General features: G+C 64.0%; 24 protein-coding genes. 9 read left to right on the forward strand and 15 right to left on the reverse strand.

The window, feature by feature from the left end; translation table 11 throughout:
* The first annotated feature begins 74 nt into the window (after positions 1 to 74).
* The 3 genes from ACQ4WR_RS20490 (at position 75) to lpxC (ending at position 2861) form a co-directional block, all read left to right on the forward strand.
* Positions 75 to 848, forward strand: coding sequence for a helix-turn-helix transcriptional regulator (locus ACQ4WR_RS20490; RefSeq protein ID WP_436489557.1), 774 nt, complete (start codon positions 75 to 77; stop codon positions 846 to 848).
* Positions 849 to 1007: 159 nt separating this feature from the next.
* On the forward strand, positions 1008 to 1850 hold the full coding sequence (locus ACQ4WR_RS20495) for a DMT family transporter (RefSeq protein WP_102295576.1): 843 nt from the start codon (positions 1008 to 1010) through the stop codon (positions 1848 to 1850).
* A gap of 75 nt (positions 1851 to 1925) precedes the next feature.
* On the forward strand, positions 1926 to 2861 hold the full coding sequence (gene lpxC / locus ACQ4WR_RS20500) for a UDP-3-O-acyl-N-acetylglucosamine deacetylase (RefSeq protein ID WP_102295536.1): 936 nt from the start codon (positions 1926 to 1928) through the stop codon (positions 2859 to 2861).
* 129 nt (positions 2862 to 2990) lie between these two features.
* On the opposite strand, the gene ACQ4WR_RS20505 is transcribed toward lpxC, so the two are convergent.
* Positions 2991 to 3500, reverse strand: coding sequence for a DciA family protein (locus tag ACQ4WR_RS20505; RefSeq protein WP_102295534.1), 510 nt, complete (start codon positions 3498 to 3500; stop codon positions 2991 to 2993).
* Positions 3501 to 3780: 280 nt separating this feature from the next.
* Here ACQ4WR_RS20505 and secA point away from each other — a divergent pair, with 280 nt between their 5' ends.
* The 6 genes from secA (at position 3781) to ACQ4WR_RS20535 (ending at position 9996) form a co-directional block, all read left to right on the forward strand.
* Positions 3781 to 6549 carry a preprotein translocase subunit SecA gene (gene secA / locus ACQ4WR_RS20510; RefSeq protein ID WP_102295532.1) on the forward strand — a complete coding sequence of 923 codons (2769 nt, stop codon included), beginning with the start codon at positions 3781 to 3783 and terminating at the stop codon, positions 6547 to 6549.
* A gap of 153 nt (positions 6550 to 6702) precedes the next feature.
* Positions 6703 to 7941: a bifunctional glutamate N-acetyltransferase/amino-acid acetyltransferase ArgJ gene (gene argJ / locus ACQ4WR_RS20515; protein WP_436489560.1), complete on the forward strand. Its 1239-nt coding sequence runs from the start codon at positions 6703 to 6705 to the stop codon at positions 7939 to 7941.
* The gene (locus ACQ4WR_RS20520) at positions 7938 to 8819 is read left to right on the forward strand and encodes an ATP-binding protein (RefSeq protein WP_436489562.1); all 882 of its coding nucleotides are present in this window, start codon (positions 7938 to 7940) and stop codon (positions 8817 to 8819) included. Before argJ ends, ACQ4WR_RS20520 begins: the two co-directional genes overlap by 4 nt.
* Entirely contained in the window at positions 8816 to 9238 is a 423-nt protein-coding gene (locus ACQ4WR_RS20525) for an NUDIX domain-containing protein (RefSeq protein WP_436489564.1), read from the forward strand. The genes ACQ4WR_RS20520 and ACQ4WR_RS20525 overlap by 4 nt, the downstream gene beginning before the upstream one ends.
* Before the next feature lie 119 nt (positions 9239 to 9357).
* Entirely contained in the window at positions 9358 to 9567 is a 210-nt protein-coding gene (locus ACQ4WR_RS20530; protein WP_102295525.1) for a FitA-like ribbon-helix-helix domain-containing protein, read from the forward strand.
* A 12-nt stretch (positions 9568 to 9579) separates the two neighbouring features.
* Positions 9580 to 9996, forward strand: a complete 417-nt coding sequence (locus tag ACQ4WR_RS20535; protein ID WP_436489566.1) for a PIN domain-containing protein — start codon at positions 9580 to 9582, stop codon at positions 9994 to 9996.
* Positions 9997 to 10019: 23 nt separating this feature from the next.
* Here ACQ4WR_RS20535 and yacG read toward each other — a convergent pair whose 3' ends face one another.
* The 14 genes from yacG to ACQ4WR_RS20605 all read right to left on the reverse strand — a co-directional run bounded on the left by yacG (position 10020) and on the right by ACQ4WR_RS20605 (position 22611).
* On the reverse strand, positions 10020 to 10208 hold the full coding sequence (yacG, locus tag ACQ4WR_RS20540; protein ID WP_071325269.1) for a DNA gyrase inhibitor YacG: 189 nt from the start codon (positions 10206 to 10208) through the stop codon (positions 10020 to 10022).
* An 11-nt stretch (positions 10209 to 10219) separates the two neighbouring features.
* Positions 10220 to 10975: a cell division protein ZapD gene (gene zapD, locus ACQ4WR_RS20545; protein ID WP_034748811.1), complete on the reverse strand. Its 756-nt coding sequence runs from the start codon at positions 10973 to 10975 to the stop codon at positions 10220 to 10222.
* Positions 10976 to 11037: 62 nt separating this feature from the next.
* Complete coding sequence (gene coaE / locus ACQ4WR_RS20550; protein WP_436489568.1) at positions 11038 to 11685, reverse strand: dephospho-CoA kinase; 648 nt, start codon at positions 11683 to 11685, stop codon at positions 11038 to 11040.
* A gap of 39 nt (positions 11686 to 11724) precedes the next feature.
* On the reverse strand, positions 11725 to 12594 hold the full coding sequence (locus tag ACQ4WR_RS20555; RefSeq protein ID WP_436489570.1) for a prepilin peptidase: 870 nt from the start codon (positions 12592 to 12594) through the stop codon (positions 11725 to 11727).
* Between the two features lie 107 nt (positions 12595 to 12701).
* Positions 12702 to 13898, reverse strand: a complete 1197-nt coding sequence (locus ACQ4WR_RS20560; RefSeq protein WP_436489572.1) for a type II secretion system F family protein — start codon at positions 13896 to 13898, stop codon at positions 12702 to 12704.
* Positions 13899 to 13971: 73 nt separating this feature from the next.
* Complete coding sequence (locus tag ACQ4WR_RS20565; RefSeq protein WP_258003030.1) at positions 13972 to 15444, reverse strand: DHA2 family efflux MFS transporter permease subunit; 1473 nt, start codon at positions 15442 to 15444, stop codon at positions 13972 to 13974.
* 111 nt (positions 15445 to 15555) lie between these two features.
* A complete protein-coding gene (locus ACQ4WR_RS20570; RefSeq protein ID WP_436489574.1) occupies positions 15556 to 17013 on the reverse strand; it encodes a cobyric acid synthase in 1458 nt (485 codons plus the stop codon).
* The gene (locus ACQ4WR_RS20575; RefSeq protein WP_436489576.1) at positions 17010 to 17816 is read right to left on the reverse strand and encodes an ABC transporter substrate-binding protein; all 807 of its coding nucleotides are present in this window, start codon (positions 17814 to 17816) and stop codon (positions 17010 to 17012) included. The genes ACQ4WR_RS20570 and ACQ4WR_RS20575 overlap by 4 nt, the downstream gene beginning before the upstream one ends.
* Positions 17813 to 18712: a cobalamin-binding protein gene (locus ACQ4WR_RS20580; RefSeq protein ID WP_436489578.1), complete on the reverse strand. Its 900-nt coding sequence runs from the start codon at positions 18710 to 18712 to the stop codon at positions 17813 to 17815. Before ACQ4WR_RS20580 ends, ACQ4WR_RS20575 begins: the two co-directional genes overlap by 4 nt.
* Positions 18709 to 19695, reverse strand: a complete 987-nt coding sequence (cobD, locus tag ACQ4WR_RS20585; RefSeq protein WP_436489580.1) for a threonine-phosphate decarboxylase CobD — start codon at positions 19693 to 19695, stop codon at positions 18709 to 18711. Before cobD ends, ACQ4WR_RS20580 begins: the two co-directional genes overlap by 4 nt.
* On the reverse strand, positions 19688 to 20641 hold the full coding sequence (gene cbiB / locus ACQ4WR_RS20590; RefSeq protein WP_436489582.1) for an adenosylcobinamide-phosphate synthase CbiB: 954 nt from the start codon (positions 20639 to 20641) through the stop codon (positions 19688 to 19690). Before cbiB ends, cobD begins: the two co-directional genes overlap by 8 nt.
* Positions 20635 to 21201 (reverse strand): bifunctional adenosylcobinamide kinase/adenosylcobinamide-phosphate guanylyltransferase, encoded by a 567-nt coding sequence (gene cobU / locus ACQ4WR_RS20595; protein ID WP_436489584.1) that lies wholly within the window; start codon positions 21199 to 21201, stop codon positions 20635 to 20637. The genes cbiB and cobU overlap by 7 nt, the downstream gene beginning before the upstream one ends.
* Before the next feature lie 7 nt (positions 21202 to 21208).
* On the reverse strand, positions 21209 to 21841 hold the full coding sequence (gene cobO / locus ACQ4WR_RS20600) for a cob(I)yrinic acid a,c-diamide adenosyltransferase (protein ID WP_102295507.1): 633 nt from the start codon (positions 21839 to 21841) through the stop codon (positions 21209 to 21211).
* On the reverse strand, positions 21838 to 22611 hold the full coding sequence (locus ACQ4WR_RS20605) for an ABC transporter ATP-binding protein (protein WP_436489587.1): 774 nt from the start codon (positions 22609 to 22611) through the stop codon (positions 21838 to 21840). Before ACQ4WR_RS20605 ends, cobO begins: the two co-directional genes overlap by 4 nt.
* Positions 22612 to 22615: the final 4 nt, after the last annotated feature.

Below are 22615 nucleotides of genomic sequence, written 5' to 3' on the forward strand. Positions count from 1 at the left end.
CAGAATAAGGATAAAATTATCCTGTAACAAGACCATAACTTATACTGGTATATCCACTACCATGCAGACTTGCCATGTCGAATAAACTCGCTGAATTCATCCGCGCCCGGCGCGAAGCCGTCACCCCCGCCATGGCTGGCTTGCCCGGTGGCGGACGGCGCCGCACGCCCGGCTTGCGGCGCGAAGAGCTGGCGCAGCTGTGCGACGTCAGTCCCACCTGGCTGACGTGGCTGGAGCAGGGCCGTCCCGTGTCGGCATCGGCCAGGATGCTGGCGCGGCTGGCGCAGGTGCTGCAGCTGAGCTCGGCCGAGCGCGCCTATCTGTTCGAGGTGGCGGACAAGCATGACCCCAGCCATGGGGCAGGCGAGGGCGACGGTCCTGCCGCCGCCGAGCTGGCCGCCATCGTGGCCGCCATTGACGCGCCCGCGTACATCCTCGACCGCGCGTGGAACGCCGTGGCGTGGAATGGCGCGGCGGCCACCCTGTTTGCCGGCTGGCTGCATGACGACGCGGTCGCACCGAACCAGCTGCGCTTCATGTTTCTGGAGGCGGGCGCGCGCGCGCTGGTCGTTGGCTGGCCGGAGCGGGCGCAGCGGCTGGTGGCGGAGTTTCGCGCCGACATCGGCCGCCAGGCGGACCAGGTGCCGCTGGCTGGCCTGATCGCCGAACTGGCCGGGGCCAGCCCTGAATTTCGCCTATGGTGGGGCGCGCAGCAGGTGCAGGGGCGCGATGGCGGCGTGCGGCGCTTCCAGCATCCGCTGCAGGGTCTGCTCAGCTACCATCAGGTGACCCTGCATCTGGCGCGCCAGCATGAATTGAAACTGGTGATGCTGTTGCCTGTGTCATAAGGAAAAGCGGCCGCGCTTGCTATAATCTGGCTGACCGCTTGCCCTGCCTTTTCAGGCCATGCTGTCCTGGCTCCGGCCGTCGCCATGATGACGGTCCCGCTCTTTCGCCAGGAGTCTGTCCTGATATCCCGTCATTCCAACTTGCGCAGCATCTACGTGATGCTGGTCGCCGTCGCCATGTTTTCCCTGATGGACACGGCCATGAAGCTGCTGTCCGCCCACTATCCCGCCATGCAGGTGACGGCCTTGCGCGCCTTGTCGTCGTTGCCGCTGGTCTGCCTGTACCTGCTGTACCGGGGTGCTTTCAAGCATGTGATGCGGGTGCGCTGGCCGCTGCACCTGCTGCGCGGCGCGCTCGGCGTGATGATGATCACCCTGTTCGCGTATGGCCTGAAGCGCATGTCGCTGGCCGAGGCGTATTCGCTGTTTTTCGTCGCCCCCTTGCTGATCACCATCCTGTCGGTGTTTATCCTGAAGGAACGAGTCGACTTGGCGCGCTGGTGCGCCATCGCCGTGGGCTTGCTGGGCGTGCTGGTGGCCCTGCGCCCCGACGGCTCGGGATTCTTTTCGCTGGCCGGGCTGGCCGTGCTGGGCTCGGCCGCCTGCTATGCGATATCGGCCGTCACGGGCCGCATCCTCAGCCGCACGGACGCCAGCGAAAGCATGGTCTTCTGGCTGATGGTGATGATGGCCCTGGGCGGCGTGGCCCTGTCCGCGCATGAATGGGTGAGCATCCGGCGCGAGGACTGGTGGCTGCTGGCGGGCTTGTCCGTCAGCGGCTTCCTGGGCCAGCTGGCCATTACCGAGGCGTTCCGGCATGGCAAGGCGTCCAGCGTGGCGCCGTTCGAATACTCGGCCCTGGCCTGGGGCATGGCCCTGGACTGGCTGCTGTGGCGCGCCTTGCCCGACCAGTACACATTGATCGGCGCGGCCATCATCATCGGCAGCGGCATTTACCTGGTGCGGCGCGAAGCCGTGCATGCGGAAAGCGAGCATCCTTGACGGCGCGCTGTGGTTTTTCTGGCGTGGATCATGCCTCGCCGCAACGAAAAGACGCCAAATGGATATAATCGACAGATGTTAAAACAACGCACTATCAAACAATTGGTCCGCACCATCGGTGTCGGCTTGCACTCAGGCACCAAGGTCGAACTGACCTTGCGTCCGGCCGCGATCGACACGGGCATCGTGTTTCGCCGCATCGACCTCGATCCCGTGGTGGAGTTTCCCGCCAGCGCCATGGCCGTGGGCGATACGCGCATGGCATCCGTGCTGATCAAGGATGGCGCCAGGGTTTCCACGGTGGAACACCTGATGTCGGCCGCGGCCGGCCTGGGCGTGGACAATATGTACATCGACGTGAATGCGGAAGAAATTCCCATCATGGATGGTTCCGCCTCGTCCTTCGTCTACCTGCTGCAGCAAGCGGGCGTGGAAGAGCAGCAGGCGCCGAAGAAATTCATCAAGGTCATCAAGCCCGTGGAAGTTCGCCATGGCAAGGGTGACGCGGAGAAATGGGCGCGACTGTCGCCGTATGACGGCTTCAAGCTCGATTTCTTCATTGAATTCAACCATCCTGCCGTCGATGGCACGATGCAGCGCGCCTCCGTCGATTTTGGCGACGTGTCCTACGTGCACGACGTGGCGCGCGCACGCACCTTCGGCTTCATGCAGGACGTGGAAAGCTTGCGCGGCATGGGCCTGGCGCGTGGCGGTTCGCTGGAAAACGCCATCGTCATGGACGAGTACCGCATCCTCAACGCGGACGGCTTGCGCTATGAAGACGAGTTCGTGCGCCACAAGATCCTCGACGCCATCGGCGACCTGTACCTGGTGGGCCACCCGCTGCTGGCGTACTACACGGCGCACAAGTCGGGCCACGCGCTGAACAACCAGCTGCTGCTGGCGCTGCTGGAGCAGCCCGATGCGTATGAAATCGTTTCGTTCGCCACGAACGAGGCGGCGCCGCAATCCTACTTGCGCCAGATGGAGCGCGAGTGGTCCCTGACGTAGGTCGGATTAGCGGGGCGACGCCCCGCGTAATCCGACAACCATGTTGGCACTGATCGTGGTGTTGTCGGATTACGGCCCGAAGGGCCTAATCCGAGCTACGCGATATGCGTTAATGTAGCGCCGTAATTCTCAGTCCCGCGGTTCGCGGTGGTGGCGGACCATGTTGCGCAGCGCCGCGATCAGCTGTTCATTCTGCTTCGAAGCGGGCAGGGCCGTGCTCAGTTCTTCCAGGGCCGACATGGCTTTTTCCGGCAAGACTAGCGCCCGCGTGTGCACGATGGGCGCGATGCTCTTGATCACTTGCACTTTCAGCTTGATGCCTGAAATCTGCCAGCCCTTCTTTTCCAGTTCTCCCTGCAGTTTCGGCAGTTGCTGCTTGAGCTTGGCTGCCAGCGCCGCGTTCGGCGTCGCCAGCACCAGCTGGCCGCTCTCGAATTGCAGGATGTCGCAATGCTCGAACATGGCCGGCAAGGCCCTGGCGCAGTCTTTTTGCAGAGCGGCCAGGCGCGTGACGGTGGGCATCAGGGAGGCCATCGTCGCATTGCCGCGCAGAAAGTCGGTCGCGCCCGTGACGGCCGGGCCAGAGCGGGCAAAGCCGTAGCCGCGGCGCGGTGCCGGAGAATAAGTGGGAGTTCGCATGGGCGAAACATATCACAACTGGCGCGCGCATGACGAGCAGGGCGGCCGGTGACTTCCGGGGCGGCTCGCGGTATTTCCATACAGTATGGAAAATGTCCGCAATTTCTGCCATTTGTTTGTCATTAAGCTATTGTTATATGGCGCATTACCCCAACCATGTCGGGAACGCATGATAAAATCATCGTCTTTTGCCATAGTCGAACTCCGTGCGGTGACACGATACCTACCTCGTTGTTCCCTACCGAGCTTTTTTTAACGGCGTTTTTTCAAGAATTCAAGCATGTCATTACTGACCCAGATTTTCGGTAGCCGCAACCAGCGGCTGCTCAAGCAATACCAAAAAACGGTACGCGAGATCAATGCGCTCGAGCCGGCCATCGAAAAACTGTCGGATGCCGAGCTGCAAGCGAAGACGCCTGCCTTCAAGGAACGCATCGCCGCTGGCGAATCGCTCGATGCCTTGCTGCCGGAAGCGTTTGCCGTCTGCCGCGAGGCCAGCAAGCGCGTCTTGCGCATGCGTCACTTCGATGTGCAGATGATCGGCGGCATGGTCTTGCACTTTGGCAAGATCGCGGAGATGGGCACGGGCGAGGGCAAGACCCTGATGGCAACCTTGCCAGCCTACCTGAACGCCTTGTCGGGCAAGGGCGTGCATATCGTTACCGTCAATGACTACCTGGCACAGCGCGATGCCGAGACCATGGGCCGCCTGTATGCGTGGCTGGGCCTGTCGACGGGCGTGAACATGTCGCAGATGGAGCACAGCGCCAAGCAGCAGGCGTACAGCTCGGACATCACCTACGGCACGAACAATGAATTCGGTTTCGACTTCCTGCGCGATAACATGGTCTACGAAGCGCGCGAACGCGTGCAGCGCAGCCTGAACTTCGGCATCGTCGATGAAGTCGACTCGATCCTGATCGATGAAGCGCGTACGCCTTTGATCATTTCGGGCCAGGCCGAGAACCATACCGACCTGTATCACAAGATCAATGAAGTGCCTGCGCGCCTGACGTTGCAGATCGGCGAAGAAACGCCGGACGGCAAGGGCAAGGTTGAAGTGCCGGGCGACTATACCAAGGATGAAAAAGCGCACCAGGTGCTGCTGACGGAAGCGGGCCACGAAAAGGCCGAGCGCATCCTGATGGAAATGGGCCTGCTGCCCGAAGGCGCCTCGCTGTACGATTCGGCCAACATCACGCTCGTGCACCACCTGTATGCGGCCCTGCGCGCGCACGCCCTGTACTTCAAGGATCAGCACTATGTGGTGCAGAACAATGAAGTGGTGATCGTCGATGAATTCACGGGCCGCCTGATGACGGGCCGCCGTTGGTCCGACGGCTTGCACCAGGCTGTCGAAGCGAAGGAAGGCGTCAAGATCCAGAACGAGAACCAGACCCTGGCCTCGATCACCTTCCAGAATTACTTCCGCATGTACGCCAAGCTGGCCGGCATGACGGGTACGGCCGATACCGAAGCGTACGAATTCCAGGAAATCTACGGCCTGGAAACGGTCGTGATCCCGCAAAACCGTCCGCTGCAGCGCAAGGACCGCCAGGATCAGGTCTACAAATCGTCGGCCGAAAAGTACAACGCGATGCTGAACGACATCCGCGACTGCTACGAGCGCGGCCAGCCTGTGCTGGTGGGTACGACCTCGATCGAGAACTCGGAACTGCTGTCGGGCATCCTGACCAAGGCCGGCTTGCCGCATAACGTGCTGAACGCAAAACAGCATGCGCGCGAAGCGGAAATCATCGCCCAGGCAGGCCGTCCGAAGGCCATCACCATCGCCACCAACATGGCCGGTCGCGGTACCGACATCGTGTTGGGCGGTAACGTGGAAAACCAGATCAAGTTCATCGAAGCCAATCCTGAGCTGAGCGACGCCGACAAGGCTGCGCAGGCGCAGAAGCTGCGCGATGAATGGCAGTCACTGCACGACCACGTGGTCAATGCGGGCGGCTTGCACATCATCGGCACCGAACGCCACGAATCGCGCCGCGTCGACAATCAGCTGCGTGGCCGTGCCGGCCGCCAGGGCGACCCGGGTTCGTCGCGCTTCTACCTGTCGCTCGACGACGCGCTGCTGCGCATCTTCGCCGGCGACCGCGTGCGCGCCGTGATGGACCGCCTGAAAATGCCGGAAGGTGAACCGATCGAGGCAGGCATCGTCTCGCGTTCGATCGAATCGGCCCAGCGCAAGGTGGAAGCGCGCAACTTCGACATCCGCAAGCAATTGCTGGAATACGATGACGTCGCCAACGACCAGCGCAAGGTAATTTACCAGCAGCGTAACGAGCTGCTGGAAACGACCGACATCTCGGACATGATCGCTTCCCTGCGCCACGGCGTGTTCACCGACCTGGTGCACCAGTACGTGCCGGAAGAATCGGTGGAAGAGCAGTGGGATATCAAGGGCCTGGAAAATACCTTGTCCGGCGAATGGCTGATCGACTTGCCGCTGCAGCAAATGCTGGAATCCGATCCGACCCTGACGGACGAAGAGATCCTGGAAAAAGTGCTGGCCTCGGCCGACGCCGTGTACCAGTCGAAGATCGATATCGTCGGCAAGGAATCGTTTGGCGGCTTCGAGCGCAATGTCATGCTGCAAAGCGTGGACAGCCACTGGCGCGAACACCTGGCGGCGCTCGATCACCTGCGCCAGGGTATTCACCTGCGCGGCTATGCGCAGAAGAATCCGAAACAGGAATACAAGCGCGAAGCGTTTGAACTGTTTGGCCAGATGCTCGACATGATCAAGAACGACGTCACGAAGCACGTGATGACGGTACGTATCCAGTCGCGCGAAGAAGTCGATGCCGCCGAACAGGCAATGCAGCAGTCGCACGTGGAAAACGTGCACTACCAGCACGCCGAATTCGACCCGAACGCGGCGCCGGAAGAACTGCTGGCGCCTGTGGCCGGCGGCAACATGGACAACGTCGACGACATGAGCGTGAGCATGGGCGTCAAAGTGGGCCGCAACGATCCATGCCCTTGCGGCAGCGGTAAAAAATACAAAGCTTGCCACGGCAAGCTGGCATAAGGCGGTTTGACAGCCTGAGCAAAAACGGAGACTACGGTCTCCGTTTTTTTATGCCTTTTCAATTGACGGGCGCGCATGGTTGGACACGCATGTTCACCGGTGCCGCGAAGGCGCTACAATAGCGCTTCCATTTTCCCTCGCAGAAGAACTCCTATGGCCGTCAATTCTCCCAAGCCCGTCGCCGCCGACTTGCAAGCCGTCGCCGGCATTGAAATCGGTGTTGCCGAAGCCGGTATCAAGAAACCCAACCGCAAGGATTTGCTGGTATTGAACCTGGCGCCGACGGCCACCGTGGCCGGCGTGTTCACCCTGAACCGCTTCTGCGCCGCGCCCGTGCAAATCTCGAAGGCCAATCTGGCCGCCGTCACAGCCGGCGCCGCGCCGATCCGCGCGCTGCTGGTCAATACAGGCAATGCCAACGCGGGCACGGGCGAATCGGGCCTGGCTGACGCGCAGGCCAGCTGCGCCGCGCTGGCCGAGCTGCTCGGCTGCACGCCGCAGCAGATTTTGCCGTTTTCCACTGGCGTGATCCTCGAACCGCTGCCGGTGCAGCGCCTGGTCGCCGGCTTGCCGCAAGCCGTGGCTGCGCTGACGTCCGACAACTGGTTCTCGGCCGCCGAAGCCATCATGACCACCGACACGCAGCCGAAAGCCGGCTCGCGCAAGGTCACCATCGGTGGCCACGCGGTGACACTGACGGGCATCAGCAAGGGTGCCGGCATGATCAAGCCGAACATGGCCACCATGCTGGGTTTCCTGGCGTTTGACGCCACCGTGGCGCAACCGGTGCTGGACCAGCTGGTGAAACAAGCAGCCGACAAGTCGTTCAACTGCATCACCATCGACGGCGATACGTCCACCAATGACTCGTTCATGCTGGTGGCCACGGGCGCCGGCAGCCTGGTGATCGATTCCATCGATTCGCCGCACTACGCGGAACTGGCGGCCGCCGTCACCGAACTGTCGACCTTCCTGGCGCAAGCCATCGTGCGCGACGGTGAAGGCGCCACCAAGTTCATGACGGTCACGGTGGAAGACGGCCGCAACGTGGAAGAGTGCCGCAAGATCGCCTATTCCATCGCCCATTCGCCGCTGGTGAAAACCGCGTTCTTCGCCTCCGATCCGAACCTGGGCCGCATCCTGGCCGCCATCGGCTATGCGGGCGTGGACGACCTGGACGTGGGCCAGCTGAACCTGTACCTGGACGATGTGTGGGTGGCCAAGAACGGCGGCCGCAATCCCGACTACCAGGAGCAGGACGGCCAGCGCGTGATGCAGCAAAGCGAAATCACCATCCGCGTGAAACTGGCGCGCGGCGATGCCACGGCCACCCTGTGGACCTGCGATTTGTCGCATGACTACGTGTCGATCAACGCCGACTACCGCTCATGACCAGCCTCGATCAATTCCTGATCCGCGCCGAGGCCTTGCTGGCGCGGGTGGAAGCGATCCTGCCGCAGGCCGTGCCCGCGCCGGACTGGAACAGCTTTGCCTTCCGCTGGCGCCGCCGGCCGGGCGCGCTGCCTTGCCTGCAGGCCGTGGCGCATGTGTCGCACATCGCGTTCGACGACTTGCACAATATCGGCACGCAAAAAGCGCAGATCGAGCAGAACACGCGCCAGTTCGTCAGCGGCCGCCCCGCCAACAATGTGCTGCTGACGGGCGCGCGCGGCACGGGCAAGTCGTCGCTGATCAAGGCTTGCCTGAACCAGTTTTCCGGCCAGGGCCTGCGCCTGATCGAAGTGGATAAAGCCGACCTGGCAGACTTGCCCGACATCGTCGACATGGTGGCGGCGCGCCCCGAGCGCTTCATCATCTTTTGCGACGACCTGTCGTTCGAGGAAGGCGAGAGCGGCTACAAGGCGCTGAAAGTGGCGCTCGACGGCAGCATCGCCGCGCAATCGGACAACGTGCTGATCTACGCCACCTCGAACCGGCGCCACCTGATGCCCGAGCGCATGTCGGACAATACCAGCTACAAGACGGACGACAACGGCGATTTGCATCCGGGCGAGACGGTGGAAGAGAAAATCTCGCTGTCCGAGCGCTTCGGCCTGTGGCTGTCGTTCTACCCGTTCAAGCAGGATGACTACCTGGATATCGCCGCCCACTGGCTGGCCACGTTCGGCTGCACGCCGGAGCAGATCGCGCAAGCGCGCGGCGACGCCCTGCGCTGGGCCTTGCAGCGCGGTTCGCGCTCGGGCCGGGTAGCCTGGCAATTCGCGCGCGACTATGCGGGGAAACTTCCTGCAGGGAAGCTGCCGCAATGAGCGCAGTCAAAATCCAACCGGTCGACGTGGCCGTCGGCATCCTGATGAAGCCGAATGGCGACGTGCTGCTGGGCCAGCGCCCGGCCGGCAAGCCGTATGACGGCTATTGGGAGTTTCCTGGCGGCAAAGTCGAGCCGGGCGAAGCCATTCTCGATGCGCTCAAACGCGAGTTTGTCGAGGAGCTGGGCCTGTATATCGACAGCGCCGAAGCCTGGTGCGGCGTGGAATATGTGTATCCGCACGCCCATGTGCGCCTGCATTTCTACATCAGCCGCGAGTGGCGGGGCGAGCCGCAAAGCCTGGAAGGGCAGGCGTTCGCCTGGCAGGGCACGGTGGGCGTCGAGCCCTTGCTGCCTGCCACCATTCCCCTGCTGGAATGGTTGGATGAGGTACGCCGGGAATCCCTCGCGCCCGCATAATCTTACTTGTGCCAGCGGGCAGCAGCATGCTGCGTGCTGGCGCAAGCTTTCCTGTTACTTTCCTTGTATCGCGCGCGCTTTGCGCTACAGTGCTTTCATCACGCACCGGGGAGTCTCGCATGCCGCTGACACTGACCTTTACCGATACCGATGAATTGCTGATTGCCGCTTTGCACAAGCGTGCCCGCGCGCACGGGCGCAGCATCGAGGACGAGCACCGCGACATCCTGCGCAGCGCCTTGCGGCCGCTGCCAAAGCGTCCGCTCGACGATATTTTGCGCAGCATGCCCGACGTGGGGCTGGATGCGGATTTCGAGCGCCGCCCCTGAATCACCACGATTATGCCCGCTTACCTGCTCGATACGGATGTGATCGTTGCATCGCGCAAGGGCGGCGCCGCACAGGCGGGCGTGGCCGATTTTTTCGAGCGGGTGGCGCCCGAGGCGCGCTATGTGCCGGTGCAGGTGATCGCGCAATTGCGCGCAGGGATACAGTGCAGCTGGCGGCGCGAGGCGGCGCTGGAAGCACTGGCGCTGGAAGGCTGGCTGGAAGCCGTGCTGGCGGAGTATGCGCCGCGGCTGCTGGAATTCGACCTCGATTGCGCGCTCGTGTGTGCGCGCCTGCATGCCCGCGGCCAGACGCACGGCGTCGATAGGCAGATCGCGGCGATGGGTATCGCCTATGGCTTGACGGTGGTCAGTGGCAGGCTCGACAGTTTCGCGGCGCAGGGGCTGCGCCTGGAAAATCCGTTTAAGTGAGGCGTATGGCGGCTTATTACGTCTTACTGCGGCTTGTTGTCTTCGTCTGCCAGCGGATCTTCAAACGGGTCGGCGGCGGGGATCGTGTATTTTTCCTCGGCCCAGGCACCCAGGTCGATCTGTTTGCAGCGTTCCGAGCAGAAGGGGCGGTATTTGTTGGCTTCAGTCCATTCGACTTTGGCGGCGCAGGTAGGGCAGTTGACTACGGTCATGGCAATTACAGTTAAAAATTACAGAGCGTGAGCTCGAATGGGACATCTTCTTCCAGCGGCTTGGGTTTCAAGTCGCCGCCCTGGGTAGTGAAGCGCACCCACAGCATGTATTTGTTGGCGGAAATTTCCGGAATGGCGCCGCTGTTTTCATCCAGGCTCAAACGCAGCATCTGGTACACCTTGCCTTGCAGCATTTGCTGGTAGCTGCCGCCGTTGGCGATCAGTTTAACGGGGCCGCCGGAATCGCGCAGCAGGCGCAGCACGAGTGCCAGCGCATCGAACAGGGGCGCCAGCGGGGCGAACCACGCGTGGATATCGGTCAGGCGCTGCTCCGAGCTGCGTTTTTGCCAGGCAAAGTAGGACGGCAAGTCGAATTCGCAGGCGCCGCCCGGGATGATGGTGCGGCCACGGATGCTCATCAGCCATTCATTGTCGCGGATATTCTGGCCCGTCTTGCCTTGCGCCGCCACCAGGGCGCCGCTGACACTGTCGAGTTCGCCCAAGATGGCATCCAGGGTTTCCGGTTCCACATTGGGGTTGCTGCGGTAGCCCAGCAAACTCTGGCGCTGGCGCTCGAGTTCCTGCAGCAGGTCGGACTTCAGGTCGGCGCGGCCGGCCACTTCGAGCATGTCGAAAATAGTTGCCAAGGCAACATGATGCTGCATTGCATGTTCTTGCTGAATGAAGAACTTGAATTTGTCGTACAAGTCTTCCAGCCGCAACAAGGTACGTATGCGTTCATTGAAAGGGTATTCGTAGACAATCAAAATAATTCCCTTAAGTAAGGACCTGCAAACAATCCCGTGATTTTGAACCAAGCGTCGACAAATTACAAACGTTGCGACCCGTTTCCGGCCATTCTTTTTGAAAATGCCAGATATAAATCGTGCAACTGGGCGATCTGCGGTTCCAGCGCCGCCAAATCGCCATTGTTGTCGATCACATCGTCCGCTGCCGCCAGGCGCATGGCGCGCGTCGCCTGCGTGGCCATGATGGCTTTGACTTGTTCTTCCGATAAGCCGTTGCGCGCCATCACGCGCGCGACCTGCAGGCTTTCCAGGCAATCGATGACCAGCACGCGGTTGACCCTCTCCACCCAGCCGCCCGACTCGACCAGAAGCGGCACGGCAAAGATCACGTAGCTGCCCTTCGCCTCGGCGGCCGCCGCCAGGGTGGCCTGGCGGATGCGCGGGTGCAGGATGGCTTCCAGCTTCGCCTTCGCGGCGGCGTCGGAAAACACCAGCTTGCGCATTTTGTTGCGGTCGAGGGCGCCGCGCGCGTCCGCAAAATCGGGACCGAATTGCGCCACCAGGGCAGGCATGGCCGCGCCATTCGGCGCCGTCAGACTGTGCGCGATCTGGTCGGTATCGACGATGGAGGCGCCGCGTGCGGCGAACAGGTCGGCGACCGTGCTCTTGCCGCAACCGATACCGCCAGTGAGTCCCACGCTGAAGTAGGGCGCGTTCTGTATGTGCATCTCTTATCCTATGCTGGGCAGCGTCGCTGCTGTAAAAAATCAGCCCGTCAGGCCGAAGGTGAGTCGTGACAGCGGTGCGCCGTACAGGAGGGTGACCAGACCCGCCGCGGCCAGGTAAGGGCCGAACGGAATGACCTTGTCGCGGCTGTGCCTGGCAAAGACGATCAGGCCGATGCCGACCACGGCGCCGACGATGGAGGACAGCAGGATGATCGTCGGCAGCATGGTCCAGCCCAGCCAGGCGCCGAGCGCCGCCAGCAACTTGAAGTCACCATACCCCATTCCCTCCTTGCCTGTCGCCAGCTTGTAGGCCCAGTAGACACTCCACAGCGCCAGATAGCCGGCGGCCGCGCCGATGACGGCGTCTTGCAGGGGGGCGAATGTGCCATTGATATTCACCAGCAGGCCGGCCCACAGCAGCGGATAGGTCAGGTCATCGGGCAGAAATTGAGTATCCGCATCGATGAAAGTCATGGTGATCAGCAGCCAGGCAAAGACGAGCGCGGCCAGGCCCGTCCAGCCGCTGCCGAAGTGCCAGATCAACAGGGCCGACAGTGCGCTCGTCAGCAGTTCCACCAGCGGGTAGCGCAAGGAGATGGGCGCCTTGCACGCACTGCACTTGCCACGCAGCAGCAAGTAGCTGATGACGGGAATGTTTTCCATGGCCGTGATGCGGTGGCCGCAGGCGGTGCAGTTCGAGTGCGGCAGCATCAGGTTGTAGCGCTCCGTGTGCGGCGGCGGCTGGCCGTTGGCCTGCGCCACGTCATTGTCGAACTCGCGCTGCATCATGTTTGGCAGGCGGTGGATCACCACATTCAGGAAGCTGCCGACGATCAGGCCGAACAGGGCAGCGACGAGGGCGACGGGCAGATTGCCGGGCGCGGCGAACAACAGGGTATCTTGCAGCATGGTGAACTAGTCCGGGGTGGTGAATGTTGCCGCGCAAACATTGGGTGGCACTGCCGCAGTGTAAGACATCCGCCCGCGCCTGGGGGCGTTTTGCTCGCGGCGATCAGTCAAATCACCGCGCCCAGCTTGAAAATCGGCAAATACAGGGCGATCACCAGGCCGCCCACCAGCACGCCCAGCACCACCATCAGCGCCGGTTCCATCAGCGCCGACAGGATGGCCACCGTGGCTTCGATTTCGCTTTCGATGATGTCGGCCGCGCGCGACAGCATGGCGTCGAGCGCGCCGGACTCTTCACCGATGAGGGCCAGCTGTGTCAGCAGCGGGGGAAACACGCCGCTGTGCTGCATGGCCAGGGCCAGGCTGCCGCCGGCGCGGATTTCGCGTTCGATGCGGGCCGTCGCTTCCTGGTACTCGACGTGATGGGCGGCAGCGCCCACCAGGTCGAGCGAGTCGAGCAGGGGCACGCCGGCGGCGAACATGGCGGCCAGGGTGCGTGTCCAGCGGGCAACCGCTGCCTTGCGCAAGAGCGGGCCGAACAGGGGCAAGCGCAGCGCCTGCACTTGCGCATGCCGGCGCAGGCCAGGCGAACGGCGCCAGGCCAGGCGCAGCAGCAGGCCGGCCGCGGCCAGCCCCGCCAGCAGGGCCAGCCAGTGGCGCACGAGAAAGGCCGACAGGCCCATCACGGCCAGGGTGGGCAGCGGCAAGGGCGCGCCGAAACTGTCGAAGACCTGGCGAAACGCCGGCACGACGACGCTCATGATGAGGGCCGTGACGACGATGGCGACGAGCACGATGGCCAGCGGATACATCAGCGCGCCGCGTATCTGCCGCCGCAGGGCGATGGACTTTTCCTGGTGCGTGGCCAGGCGCGCCAGCAATTCCTGCACGATGCCGGCCTGCTCGCCGGCCGCCAGCAGGTTGCAATACAGCGCGTCAAACAGCAGGGGAAACTGGCGGAACGCCTGCTGCAGGCTGCTGCCCGCTTCGATAGCGTGGCGCAAGTCCTGCATCAGCTCGGTGATGGCGGGCTTGGCGTGGCCCTTGCCGGCGATGTCGAAAGCGTGCAGCAGGGGCACGCCGGCCGCCATCATGGTCGACAGCTGGCGCGTAAACAGGGCGATATCCTTGTGCGTGATGGCCTTGCCGGGCGCCGCGCGCGCGGCCTTGACCTCGCTGGCCAGGATGCCCTGGCGCCGCAGCGCGACACTGGCGGCGCTGGCGTCAAGCGCGCGCAGGACGCCAGCGACCGCCTGGCCATGGCGGTCCGTGCCCTTCCATGCAAACCGCTGCTCGGCCGCCATGTGCGCCTCCTGCCGTCACGGTAGCAGCGGCAGGCCGAAGCGCCAGTGGCGCTGGCGGCAAGCTTGATGTGGCTCAGCTTTTCGAGGTTTGTACTTCCGTCTGCACAACAGCCTGGGCCTTGACCTCGTCCGCATCGTCCTCGTCGCTGTCCGTGCCCTTGCTGATGCTTTCGCCATCGTCGCGGCGCAGGGTCCAGAACGTCAGGGACGAGAGGATCGTCAACGCCGCCAGGGTCAGGAAGGCGTGGTGCAGGGCCGTGCTGAGCATGGCGCGGTCCGATTGCGGCATGTCGCCCAGGTACCAGCCCGTGATCAGCGAACCGAAAGCCAGGCCAAAGCTCATCGACAGCTGCTGCATCGAACTGGCGATGGTGCTGGCCATGCTGGAATCGCCCTTGTCGACGTCGGCATAGGCGATGGTGTTCATGCTGGAAAACTGCAATGAGTTAAAAAAGCCCATGCACAGGCTGATGGCGACAATCACGTACAGGGGCGTGCCGACATTCACCAGCGAAAACATGGCGATGGTCACGCCGATCAGCACCGTGTTGACGATCAGTACCTGACGATAGCCGAAGCGGGCCAGCACGCGCGCGGAAATGAATTTCATGCCCATGGCGGCGGCCGCCGACGGCATCATCAGCAAGCCCGACTGCCAGGCCGGCAGTCCCAGGCCCAGCTGGTACAGCAGCGGCAACAGGAAGGGCAGGCCACCCACGCCCAGGCGCGTGACGAAGCCGCCCACCACGGAGACGCGGAAGGTACGGATCTTGAACAGGGTCAGGCGCAGCAGCGGGTGCAGCACTTCGCTCGAATGCCAGGCATACGCGGCCAGCAGGCTGATGGAAATGAACAGCAGCACGGCGGCCGAGGTGGGGTCGATCTTGTGTTCGCCAAAGACTTCCAGCAGCCACGACAGCAGCGCGATGCCCGTGCCGAACAGCACCAGGCCGATCAGGTCCAGCGGACGCGGCTTGTCGCCGTAGTAGTCGGGCATGTAGCGGTGCGCCAGGTACAGCGCCACCAGGCCGACGGGCACGTTGACGAAGAAAATCTCGCGCCACGACAGCCAGTGCACGATCAGACCGCCCACCGTGGGCCCCAGCAAGGGGCCGATCAGGGCCGGGATGATGACGAAGTTCATGGCCGCCAGCAATTGCGACTTGGGAAAGGTACGGATGATGGTGAGCCGGCCCACCGGCATCATCATGGCCGCGCCCACCCCTTGCAGCAGGCGCGCCGCCACCAGCATCGGCGAATTGACGGACAGGCCGCAGAGGATGGAGGCGATGGTGAAGATGGCGACAGCGGCGGAAAACACGCGCCGCGTGCCGAAGCGGTCGGCCATCCAGCCGCTGATGGGAATGCACACGGCCAGGCTCAGGATGTAGCTGGTGACGACGGCTTTCAGGCTCAGCGGCGTTACGTTCAGGCTGGCGGCCATGGCGGGAATGGCGGTGTTGACGATGGTGGAGTCGAGTTGCTCCATGAACAGGGCGGTGGCGACCACCCAGGGAAGGTAGCTTTTAATCGGGGAACTGGACATGGATGCGTGGCCTGGTAAGGAGTGCTGCGCCTGGGGAATGCCAGCAATTGTCACATAAATGGGCGCGCTGCGTCGCCGCCGCAGCGCCCTGTTGTTGCTGCTATGAAATTTTTATCGGCATTCCAGCTTTTCCAGTGCCTCCAGCAATGGCAGTGCCGCATCGGCGATGCGCTCCAGGCTCGCTTCGCGCAGGGCAGCGGTGTCGACCGTGTGCGCCGACGCCAGCCCCGCCCAGCGCAGCAGCGCGGAACAGGCGGCGGGCGTGTCGAACATGCCGTGCAAATAGCTGCCCAGGATTTGCCCGTCCTGTGACACGGCGCCTTCCGGCCGGCCCGCGATGACAAAGGCGGGCTGCTGCAAGGCCGCGCCATGCGACACGCCCATGTGGATTTCATAGCCGGCCACGGCAGCTTGATCCGCGCCGGCAAACGCGCAGTGGCCCGCCACCTGCTCCAGCGTTTTTTGCGCCGTCAGCTCGGTCGCCATGTCCAGCAGGCCCAGTGCCGGCGATGCGCCGGCTTGTCCTTCCACGCCCAGCGGGTCGTGCACGGACTGCCCCAGCATCTGGAAACCGCCGCAGATGCCGAGCACCTTGCCGCCATAGCGCAGGTGTTTCGCCAGGTAGGCGGGCCAGCCCTGCTGCCGCAGCCAGGCCAGGTCGCCGCGCGTGTTTTTACTGCCGGGCAGGATCACCAGGTCGGCCGGCGGTATCGGCTGCCCCTGTCTGATGAATTGCAGGTCGATGCCGGGATGCGCGCGCAGGGCGTCGAGATCCGTGTGGTTGCTGATGCGCGGCAGCTGCGGCACCACCACCTTGAAGGCGCCCCGTTCGGCCTGCATTGCCTCGACGGCGTCTTCCGCGTCGAGGAACAGGCCTTGCAGATACGGCAGCACGGCCAGCACGGGTTTGCCCGTCTGCTGTTCCAGCCATTCGATGCCCGGTTGCAGCAGCGAGATGTCGCCGCGGAAGCGGTTGATGACAAAGCCGATGATGCGCGCCCGCTCGCTGTCGGACAGGCACGCCAGGGTGCCGATGATGTGCGCGAAGACGCCACCCCGGTCGATGTCGGCCACCAGGATCACCGGGCAGTCGACGGCTTCCGCAAAGCCCATGTTGGCGATATCGCGCGCGCGTAAATTGACTTCCGCCGGGCTGCCCGCGCCTTCGACGACGACGGCGTCGTATTGCTGGCGCAAGCGCGCGTACGATTCCAGCACGGCGCCCATGGCGATGGTTTTATATTGCTGGTAGTCGCGCGCATCCATCTCGGCGCGCACCTTGCCGTGGATGATCACTTGCGCGCCCGTGTTCGACGACGGTTTCAAGAGCACCGGGTTCATGTCCGTGTGCGGCGCGATGCCGCAGGCCAGCGCCTGCAGGGCCTGGGCGCGGCCGATCTCGCCGCCGTCCGCTGTCACGGCGCTATTCAGGGCCATGTTTTGCGGCTTGAACGGCGCCACCGTCACGCCGCGCCGTTTCAGCAGGCGGCACAGGGCAGCGACGACGGTGCTCTTGCCCGCGTCGGAGGTCGTGCCCTGCACCATCAGGGCGGGAAAGGGCGACTTCATGCCTGCCGCTCCTGCCAGTTTTGCCACTGCGCGATGATGTCGCTGATCTGGCGCAAGCCCTCCGTGATGGCGGCTGGACCGGGAGAAAGTATGTCAGGCGACTTGATTTCGAAGAGCATGCCATTGCGTACGGCGGGAATCGCCTCCCAGCCAGCGCGTGCCGCCAGTTGCGCCGGCTGGAATTTCTTGCCGCACCAGCTGGCAATGATGATGTCGGGCGCGCGCGCGACTACCGCCAAAGGATCGGCGATGATGCGTTCCTTCGCGCCCGGCTGCGTCGACAGTTCCGGGAAGGCGTCGGCGCCGCCGGCGATCTCGATCAGTTCCGCCGCCCAGCCGATGCCGCTCATCAGAGGTTCGTTCCACTCTTCAAAGTAAATCACGGGCTTGCGCGTCCAGGCGGCGGCGTGGTCGCGGGCAGTGGCGATGTTCGCGCGCAGGCTGGCGATCAGCGCCTGGCCCGCTTCCTCGCGCCGCACCAGCGCTGCCAGCACGGCGATCATGCGCAGGATGCCGTCCACCGTGCGCTGGTTGAACTGGTGCACTTCGATGCCGGCGTTGACCAGGTCGCGGCAGATGTCGGCCTGCATGTCGCAAAAGCCGATCACCAGGTCCGGCTGCACGGCCAGGATGCGTTCCAGGTTCGCCGACGAAAAACCGCTGATCTTGGTTTTTTCCTCGCGCGCGCGCGGTGGCCGCACGGTAAAGCCGGAAATGCCCGCGATGGTGTCTTCGGCGCCCAGCGCATACAGGGTTTCCACCGCTTCCGTCGACAGGCAGGCGATGCGCTGGTAGTGGCTCATTGCGCTGCCTTGGCACGGCGCTGGCGCGCCACTTCCAGCTGTCCGCACATGGCGGCCGTGCCTTCGATCATGCGCGGACCGGCGCGGTTCAGCAAGTCGCCATTCAGCCGGAACAGGTTATTCTTGCGCACGGCCGTCATCGACGGGAAGGCACGCCACATGGCCAGGCCGCCTTCGCTGCGCGGGTCGCTCTTTTCACTGGTGCCGAAAATGACTTCCGGGTCTTCCTGCAGCACGCCTTCCGGCGTGACGACGGGCGCCACCACCTTCATCGCGGCGAAGATATTCTGTCCGCCGCACACGCGCATGGAGTCGCTGATGATGCTCGAACCGCTGAGGGTATACAAAGGCTTGTCCCATACCTGGTAAAACACGCGCACGGGCGGGCGTTGCGCGTACTGCGCCGTCAGGCTGGCCAGTTTGTTGCGCAGCTGCGCGGCGACGGGTTTGGCCACTTGTTCTGTTCCCATCAGCTGGCCCAGGCGTTCGATGCCGCTGGGGATGTCGGCCAGCTTGCGCGGCTCGCTGTGATAGATGGGCACTTTCAGCTGGCGCAGCATGGCGATCTGGCGCTCGGCGCTGCCATGCATCCAGACGACGATCAGGTCCGGCTTCATGGCGATGATGCGCTCCATGTCGTACTGGCGGTTGTCGCCCACTTGCGGAATTTTCTTCGCCGCTTCCGGGTAGTCGCTGTAGCTGACGACGCCGACGATCTTCTCGCCGCCGCCGGCCGCGAACAGCAATTCCGTGATGTGCGGCGCCAGCGCCAGGATACGCTGCGCGGGTTTTGCCACGGTGACGGTATTGCCATCGTCGTCGCGCACGCTGATGGCGGCGTGCGCCTGCAGCGAAATCAGTCCGGCCAGCAGCAATGCGGTTTTCAGGTGGTTCATGTCTTTTTCCATGCGGTGAGGGCCTGCTGCAGGCGCAGCCAGGCGGGTTCGTCGGGGGGCAGGCCCAGGCGGATGCCGTGGGCCGCGTGGCGGAACAGGCGCACCCAGATGCCCGCTTCCGCCATGTGGCGCCAGAAGGCCTCGGCGCGTTCTTCCGGCCACCACTGGAACAGCGCCGTGCCGCCGCTGGCGATGCCGTGGCTGGCGAGCAGTTGCTGCAGGCGCGCGCCTTCGCCACGCAGGCGGTCACGCATGGCGCCTTGCCAGTGCGTGTCGGCGAGGGCCGTCAGCGCCACCTGCTGCGCCGGGCCGCTGACGGTCCACGGTCCCAGCATGTCGGCCAGCTGCGCCAACAAAGCGGGAGGGGCGGCGACAAAGCCCAGGCGCAATCCCGCCAGGCCAAAGAATTTGCCCACCGAGCGCAGCACGATCAGGCCCGGCTGGCCGCTATGGGGGCCGAGGCTGGCGTGCGTTTCCGTGTCGCCAAACGCTTCATCGACCACCAGCCAGCCGCCGCGCGCGGCCATCCTGCCCGCCCATGCCAGCAGCAGTTCGGGGGCGATGCGCTCCCCGGTGGGGTTGTTCGGGTTGCAGATCACCAGCACGTCGCAGCTGTCAACGGCATCGGCCAGCTGCGCATATGGCATTTGCCGCAATTGATGGCCGTGCTGTCCCCAATGGTGCGCGTGTTCCGCATATGAGGGCGCGGCCACCACCACGCGCGACGGCGCGCGCAGCCGGGGCAGGGCCTGGATGGCGGCCTGCGTACCTGCCACGGGCAGCATGGCTGGCGCGTCGTAGTAGGCGCAAGCGGTAGCGGCCAGCGCGGGATCGGCTTCCGGCAGCCGGTGCCAGGCGCTGGCGTCGGGTGCTGGCGCTGCATACCCGTGCGGATTGATGCCTGTCGACAGGTCGATCCAGTCGGCGATGGGCCGGCCATATTCGCGCGCGGCGTCGCGCAGGTTGCCGCCATGTTCAAGCAAGGTATTTCCCCTTCAGGTAGTCCAGGCCCGCCAGCAGCGCCATCCAGATCAGCCACAAGACGGCAGTTTCGGCCACCAGGCGCCAGGCGCGGTCGATGTCGCGCGCTTCGGCGGGACGGCCGCTGCCCAGCGGCGGACGGCGTTCCAGTTCGCCGTCGTAGATAGCGTCGCCACCGAGGGCCAGTCCCAGGGCGCCGGCGCCGCTGGCCATCACGGGACCCGCGTTCGGGCTGCCCCAATTTGGCGCCTGGCTGCGCCAGCACTGCCAGGCGCGTTTTTTATCGGCCATGCGCTTTCCCAGCAAGACGTAGGACAGGGCCGTCAGGCGCGCCGGCAGGTAATTCAAGATGTCGTCGATGCGCGCGGCGCAGCAGCCGAACCAGTCGTAGCGCGCATTGCGGTAGCCCCACATGGCGTCGAGCGTATTCGCCAGGCGGAACAGCACGGCGCCGGGGCCGCCCGCCACGGCAAACCAGAACAGGGTGCCGAAGACGGCGTCGTTGCCGTTTTCCAGCAGGGATTCCGTGCTGGCCTTGGCCAGGCTGGCCGCGTCGGCGTTGGCCGTGTCGCGGCTGACGATGCGCGCCGTCAGCAGGCGCGCGTTGTCCAGGTCATCGATGGCCAGGGCGTCGGCGATCGGCTGATTGTGGTCGCGCAGGCTGCGCAGGCCCAGACATAGATACAACAGGGAGACGTGCAGGGCGGCACCGGCCAGGCCGCACAGCCACCAGGCGGCGTAGCTGAGTGGCAGCACGGCCAGCATCCATGCCAGCATGCCGCGCATGAAACGTGCGCGACCCCGGTTCAGCAGGCGTTCCAGGGCGCTGGCCAGGCGGCCAAAACCGACCAGCGGATGCCAGCGGCGCGTCTCGCCCAGCAGCATGTCGAGCAGCACGCCAGCCGTCATGAGGGCCGCCAGCATGGGCAGCGACAAGCCGCTCAGCATGGACCGCCTTTCAGGTACAGCGGCAGGCCGGCGGCGACAAAGACAGCTTTGTCGCACACGGCGGCCACGGCCTGGTTCAAGCGGCCCGCTTCATCGGTGAAGCAGCGCGAGATGGCGCCGTAGGGCACGATGCCCATGCCCACTTCGTTCGACACCAGCACAATGTCGCAGCCGCTGTCTTCGATTTCCGCCAGCGCATACAGCAGGTGCGCGCGCTCGCTGTGAAACAGTTCAGGCAGGGCGATGTTGCCCACATCCGGATAGGTCTCGCCGCTGGAAAACATCAGGTTGGTCAGCCACAGGGTCAGGCAGTCGACCAGCAGCAGCCTGCCGGGCCTTGCTTCCCGCAGGATGGCCTCTCCCAGGCGCAGCGGTTCTTCGATAGTCACCCACCCGGCCGGGCGCTGCGCCCGGTGGTGCGCGATACGCGCGGCCATTTCGCCGTCGCCCGTCTGCGCTGTGGCGAGGTAGAGCACTTCCTTGCCGGAGGCTTGCGCCAGTTGTTCCGCATGGGCGCTTTTGCCGGACCGGGCGCCGCCGAAGACCAGGGTGCGCGTCATGGCGCTGTTACCACTCGGTGCCGATTTGCGCGCCGATGCCGGCCGCATACGCATGCTTGACGACAGCCATCTCGGTGACCGTGTCGGCGATGGCGATCAATTCGTCGGGTGCGCCGCGGCCCGTGATGACCACGTGCTGCATGTGCGGGCGCTCCAGCAGGTCGGCGATGACTTTATGCACGTCGAGGTAGTTGTACTTGAGGGCGATATTGAGTTCGTCGAACAGCACCAGGCCGTAGCTTGGGTCGGCCAGGAAGGTCTTCGCCTGTTCCCACGCCAGTTCGGCTTTTTCGATGTCGCGCTCGCGGTTCTGCGTTTCCCAGGTATAGCCTTCGCCCATCGCATGAAAACTGATTTCGTCGGGGAAGCGGCGCAGGAATTTTTCTTCGCCGGTCGACATGGCGCCCTTGATGAACTGCACCACGCCCACTTTCATGCCGTGGCCCATGGCACGGATGGCCATGCCGAAGCCGCTCGAACTCTTGCCCTTGCCATTGCCCGTGTTGACGATGATGATGCCGATTTCCTTGTCGGCCTTGGCGATGGCCGCATCGATGATGGCCTTCTTGCGTTCCATGCGCACGCGGTGGCGTTCGTTGATAGCGGCGGTATCCGCATCGACTGCTTTGTTCTCGCTCATTGCTGATCCTCTTTTGGTATGAATATCTTGCGTTTGCCGTGATCGATGATCTCGATCGGGTGGCCCAGGTAGTCGCTCAGGATGGATGCCTGCATCACCTCGGCCACGGCGCCGGCCAGCCAGCCGCCATCGCCCATCAGCAGCAGCGCATGGGTCGAGACGCTATGCGCCAGGTTCAGGTCATGCCCGACCATCACCACGGTTTTATTCTGTTCGCGGCACAGCCTGGCCAGCAGGCCCATGACGCTGACCTGGTGCGCCAGGTCCAGCGCGTTGGCCGGTTCGTCCAGCAGCAGCAAGGGCGTATCCTGCGCCAGCATGGCGGCGATCGCCACGCGCTGGCGCTCGCCGCCGGACAGGCTGCGCACGTCGCGCTCGGCCAGGTGCTCCACTTCCATCGAGGCCAGCGCCGCCATGGCGATGCGCTGGTCGTCGCTGCCTTCCCAGTAATGGCTGTCGTGATATGGATGGCGCGCCGACAGCACCGTTTCGATCACGCGGTACGAGAAGGCGTCATGCCGCGCCTGCGCCAGGAAGGCCCGTTCGCGCGCTAGCGCTTCTAGCGGCCAGTCGACCAGGGCGCGGCCTTGTATCGTCACGTGGCCGGCATCGGGTTCGCGCAAGCCGGCCAGGGTGCGCAGCAAGGTGCTCTTGCCGGCGCCGTTGCGGCCGATCACGCTCCAGCATTCGCCCTCCCTGATTTGCCAGATGAGGTTTTTCACGAGGGAGCGCGTGCCGGCCTTCAGGCCCAGTTGGTAAGTGCGGATCATGCTT

Source organism: Janthinobacterium amylolyticum, assembly GCF_051380655.1.
Classification (GTDB): domain Bacteria; phylum Pseudomonadota; class Gammaproteobacteria; order Burkholderiales; family Burkholderiaceae_D; genus Janthinobacterium.

Bases quoted from the DNA above. Each gene is read 5' to 3' on its own strand.
- secA (WP_102295532.1), top strand. From the start codon at position 3,781: ATGTCATTACTGACCCAGATTTTCGGTAGCCGCAACCAGCGGCTGCTC.
- ACQ4WR_RS20520 (WP_436489562.1), top strand. From the start codon at position 7,938: ATGACCAGCCTCGATCAATTCCTGATCCGCGCCGAGGCCTTGCTGGCG.
- ACQ4WR_RS20535 (WP_436489566.1), top strand. From the start codon at position 9,580: ATGCCCGCTTACCTGCTCGATACGGATGTGATCGTTGCATCGCGCAAG.
- lpxC (WP_102295536.1), top strand. From the start codon at position 1,926: ATGTTAAAACAACGCACTATCAAACAATTGGTCCGCACCATCGGTGTC.
- ACQ4WR_RS20580 (WP_436489578.1), bottom strand. From the start codon at position 18,712: ATGAACCACCTGAAAACCGCATTGCTGCTGGCCGGACTGATTTCGCTG.
- argJ (WP_436489560.1), top strand. From the start codon at position 6,703: ATGGCCGTCAATTCTCCCAAGCCCGTCGCCGCCGACTTGCAAGCCGTC.
- cbiB (WP_436489582.1), bottom strand. From the start codon at position 20,641: ATGCTGAGCGGCTTGTCGCTGCCCATGCTGGCGGCCCTCATGACGGCT.
- ACQ4WR_RS20495 (WP_102295576.1), top strand. From the start codon at position 1,008: ATGCTGGTCGCCGTCGCCATGTTTTCCCTGATGGACACGGCCATGAAG.
- cobO (WP_102295507.1), bottom strand. From the start codon at position 21,841: ATGAGCGAGAACAAAGCAGTCGATGCGGATACCGCCGCTATCAACGAA.
- cobU (WP_436489584.1), bottom strand. From the start codon at position 21,201: ATGACGCGCACCCTGGTCTTCGGCGGCGCCCGGTCCGGCAAAAGCGCC.
- ACQ4WR_RS20575 (WP_436489576.1), bottom strand. From the start codon at position 17,816: ATGAGCCACTACCAGCGCATCGCCTGCCTGTCGACGGAAGCGGTGGAA.
- ACQ4WR_RS20505 (WP_102295534.1), bottom strand. From the start codon at position 3,500: ATGCGAACTCCCACTTATTCTCCGGCACCGCGCCGCGGCTACGGCTTT.
- ACQ4WR_RS20530 (WP_102295525.1), top strand. From the start codon at position 9,358: ATGCCGCTGACACTGACCTTTACCGATACCGATGAATTGCTGATTGCC.
- ACQ4WR_RS20570 (WP_436489574.1), bottom strand. From the start codon at position 17,013: ATGAAGTCGCCCTTTCCCGCCCTGATGGTGCAGGGCACGACCTCCGAC.
- ACQ4WR_RS20565 (WP_258003030.1), bottom strand. From the start codon at position 15,444: ATGTCCAGTTCCCCGATTAAAAGCTACCTTCCCTGGGTGGTCGCCACC.
- ACQ4WR_RS20560 (WP_436489572.1), bottom strand. From the start codon at position 13,898: ATGGCGGCCGAGCAGCGGTTTGCATGGAAGGGCACGGACCGCCATGGC.
- ACQ4WR_RS20525 (WP_436489564.1), top strand. From the start codon at position 8,816: ATGAGCGCAGTCAAAATCCAACCGGTCGACGTGGCCGTCGGCATCCTG.
- ACQ4WR_RS20490 (WP_436489557.1), top strand. From the start codon at position 75: ATGTCGAATAAACTCGCTGAATTCATCCGCGCCCGGCGCGAAGCCGTC.
- ACQ4WR_RS20555 (WP_436489570.1), bottom strand. From the start codon at position 12,594: ATGCTGCAAGATACCCTGTTGTTCGCCGCGCCCGGCAATCTGCCCGTC.
- coaE (WP_436489568.1), bottom strand. From the start codon at position 11,685: ATGCACATACAGAACGCGCCCTACTTCAGCGTGGGACTCACTGGCGGT.
- ACQ4WR_RS20605 (WP_436489587.1), bottom strand. From the start codon at position 22,611: ATGATCCGCACTTACCAACTGGGCCTGAAGGCCGGCACGCGCTCCCTC.
- yacG (WP_071325269.1), bottom strand. From the start codon at position 10,208: ATGACCGTAGTCAACTGCCCTACCTGCGCCGCCAAAGTCGAATGGACT.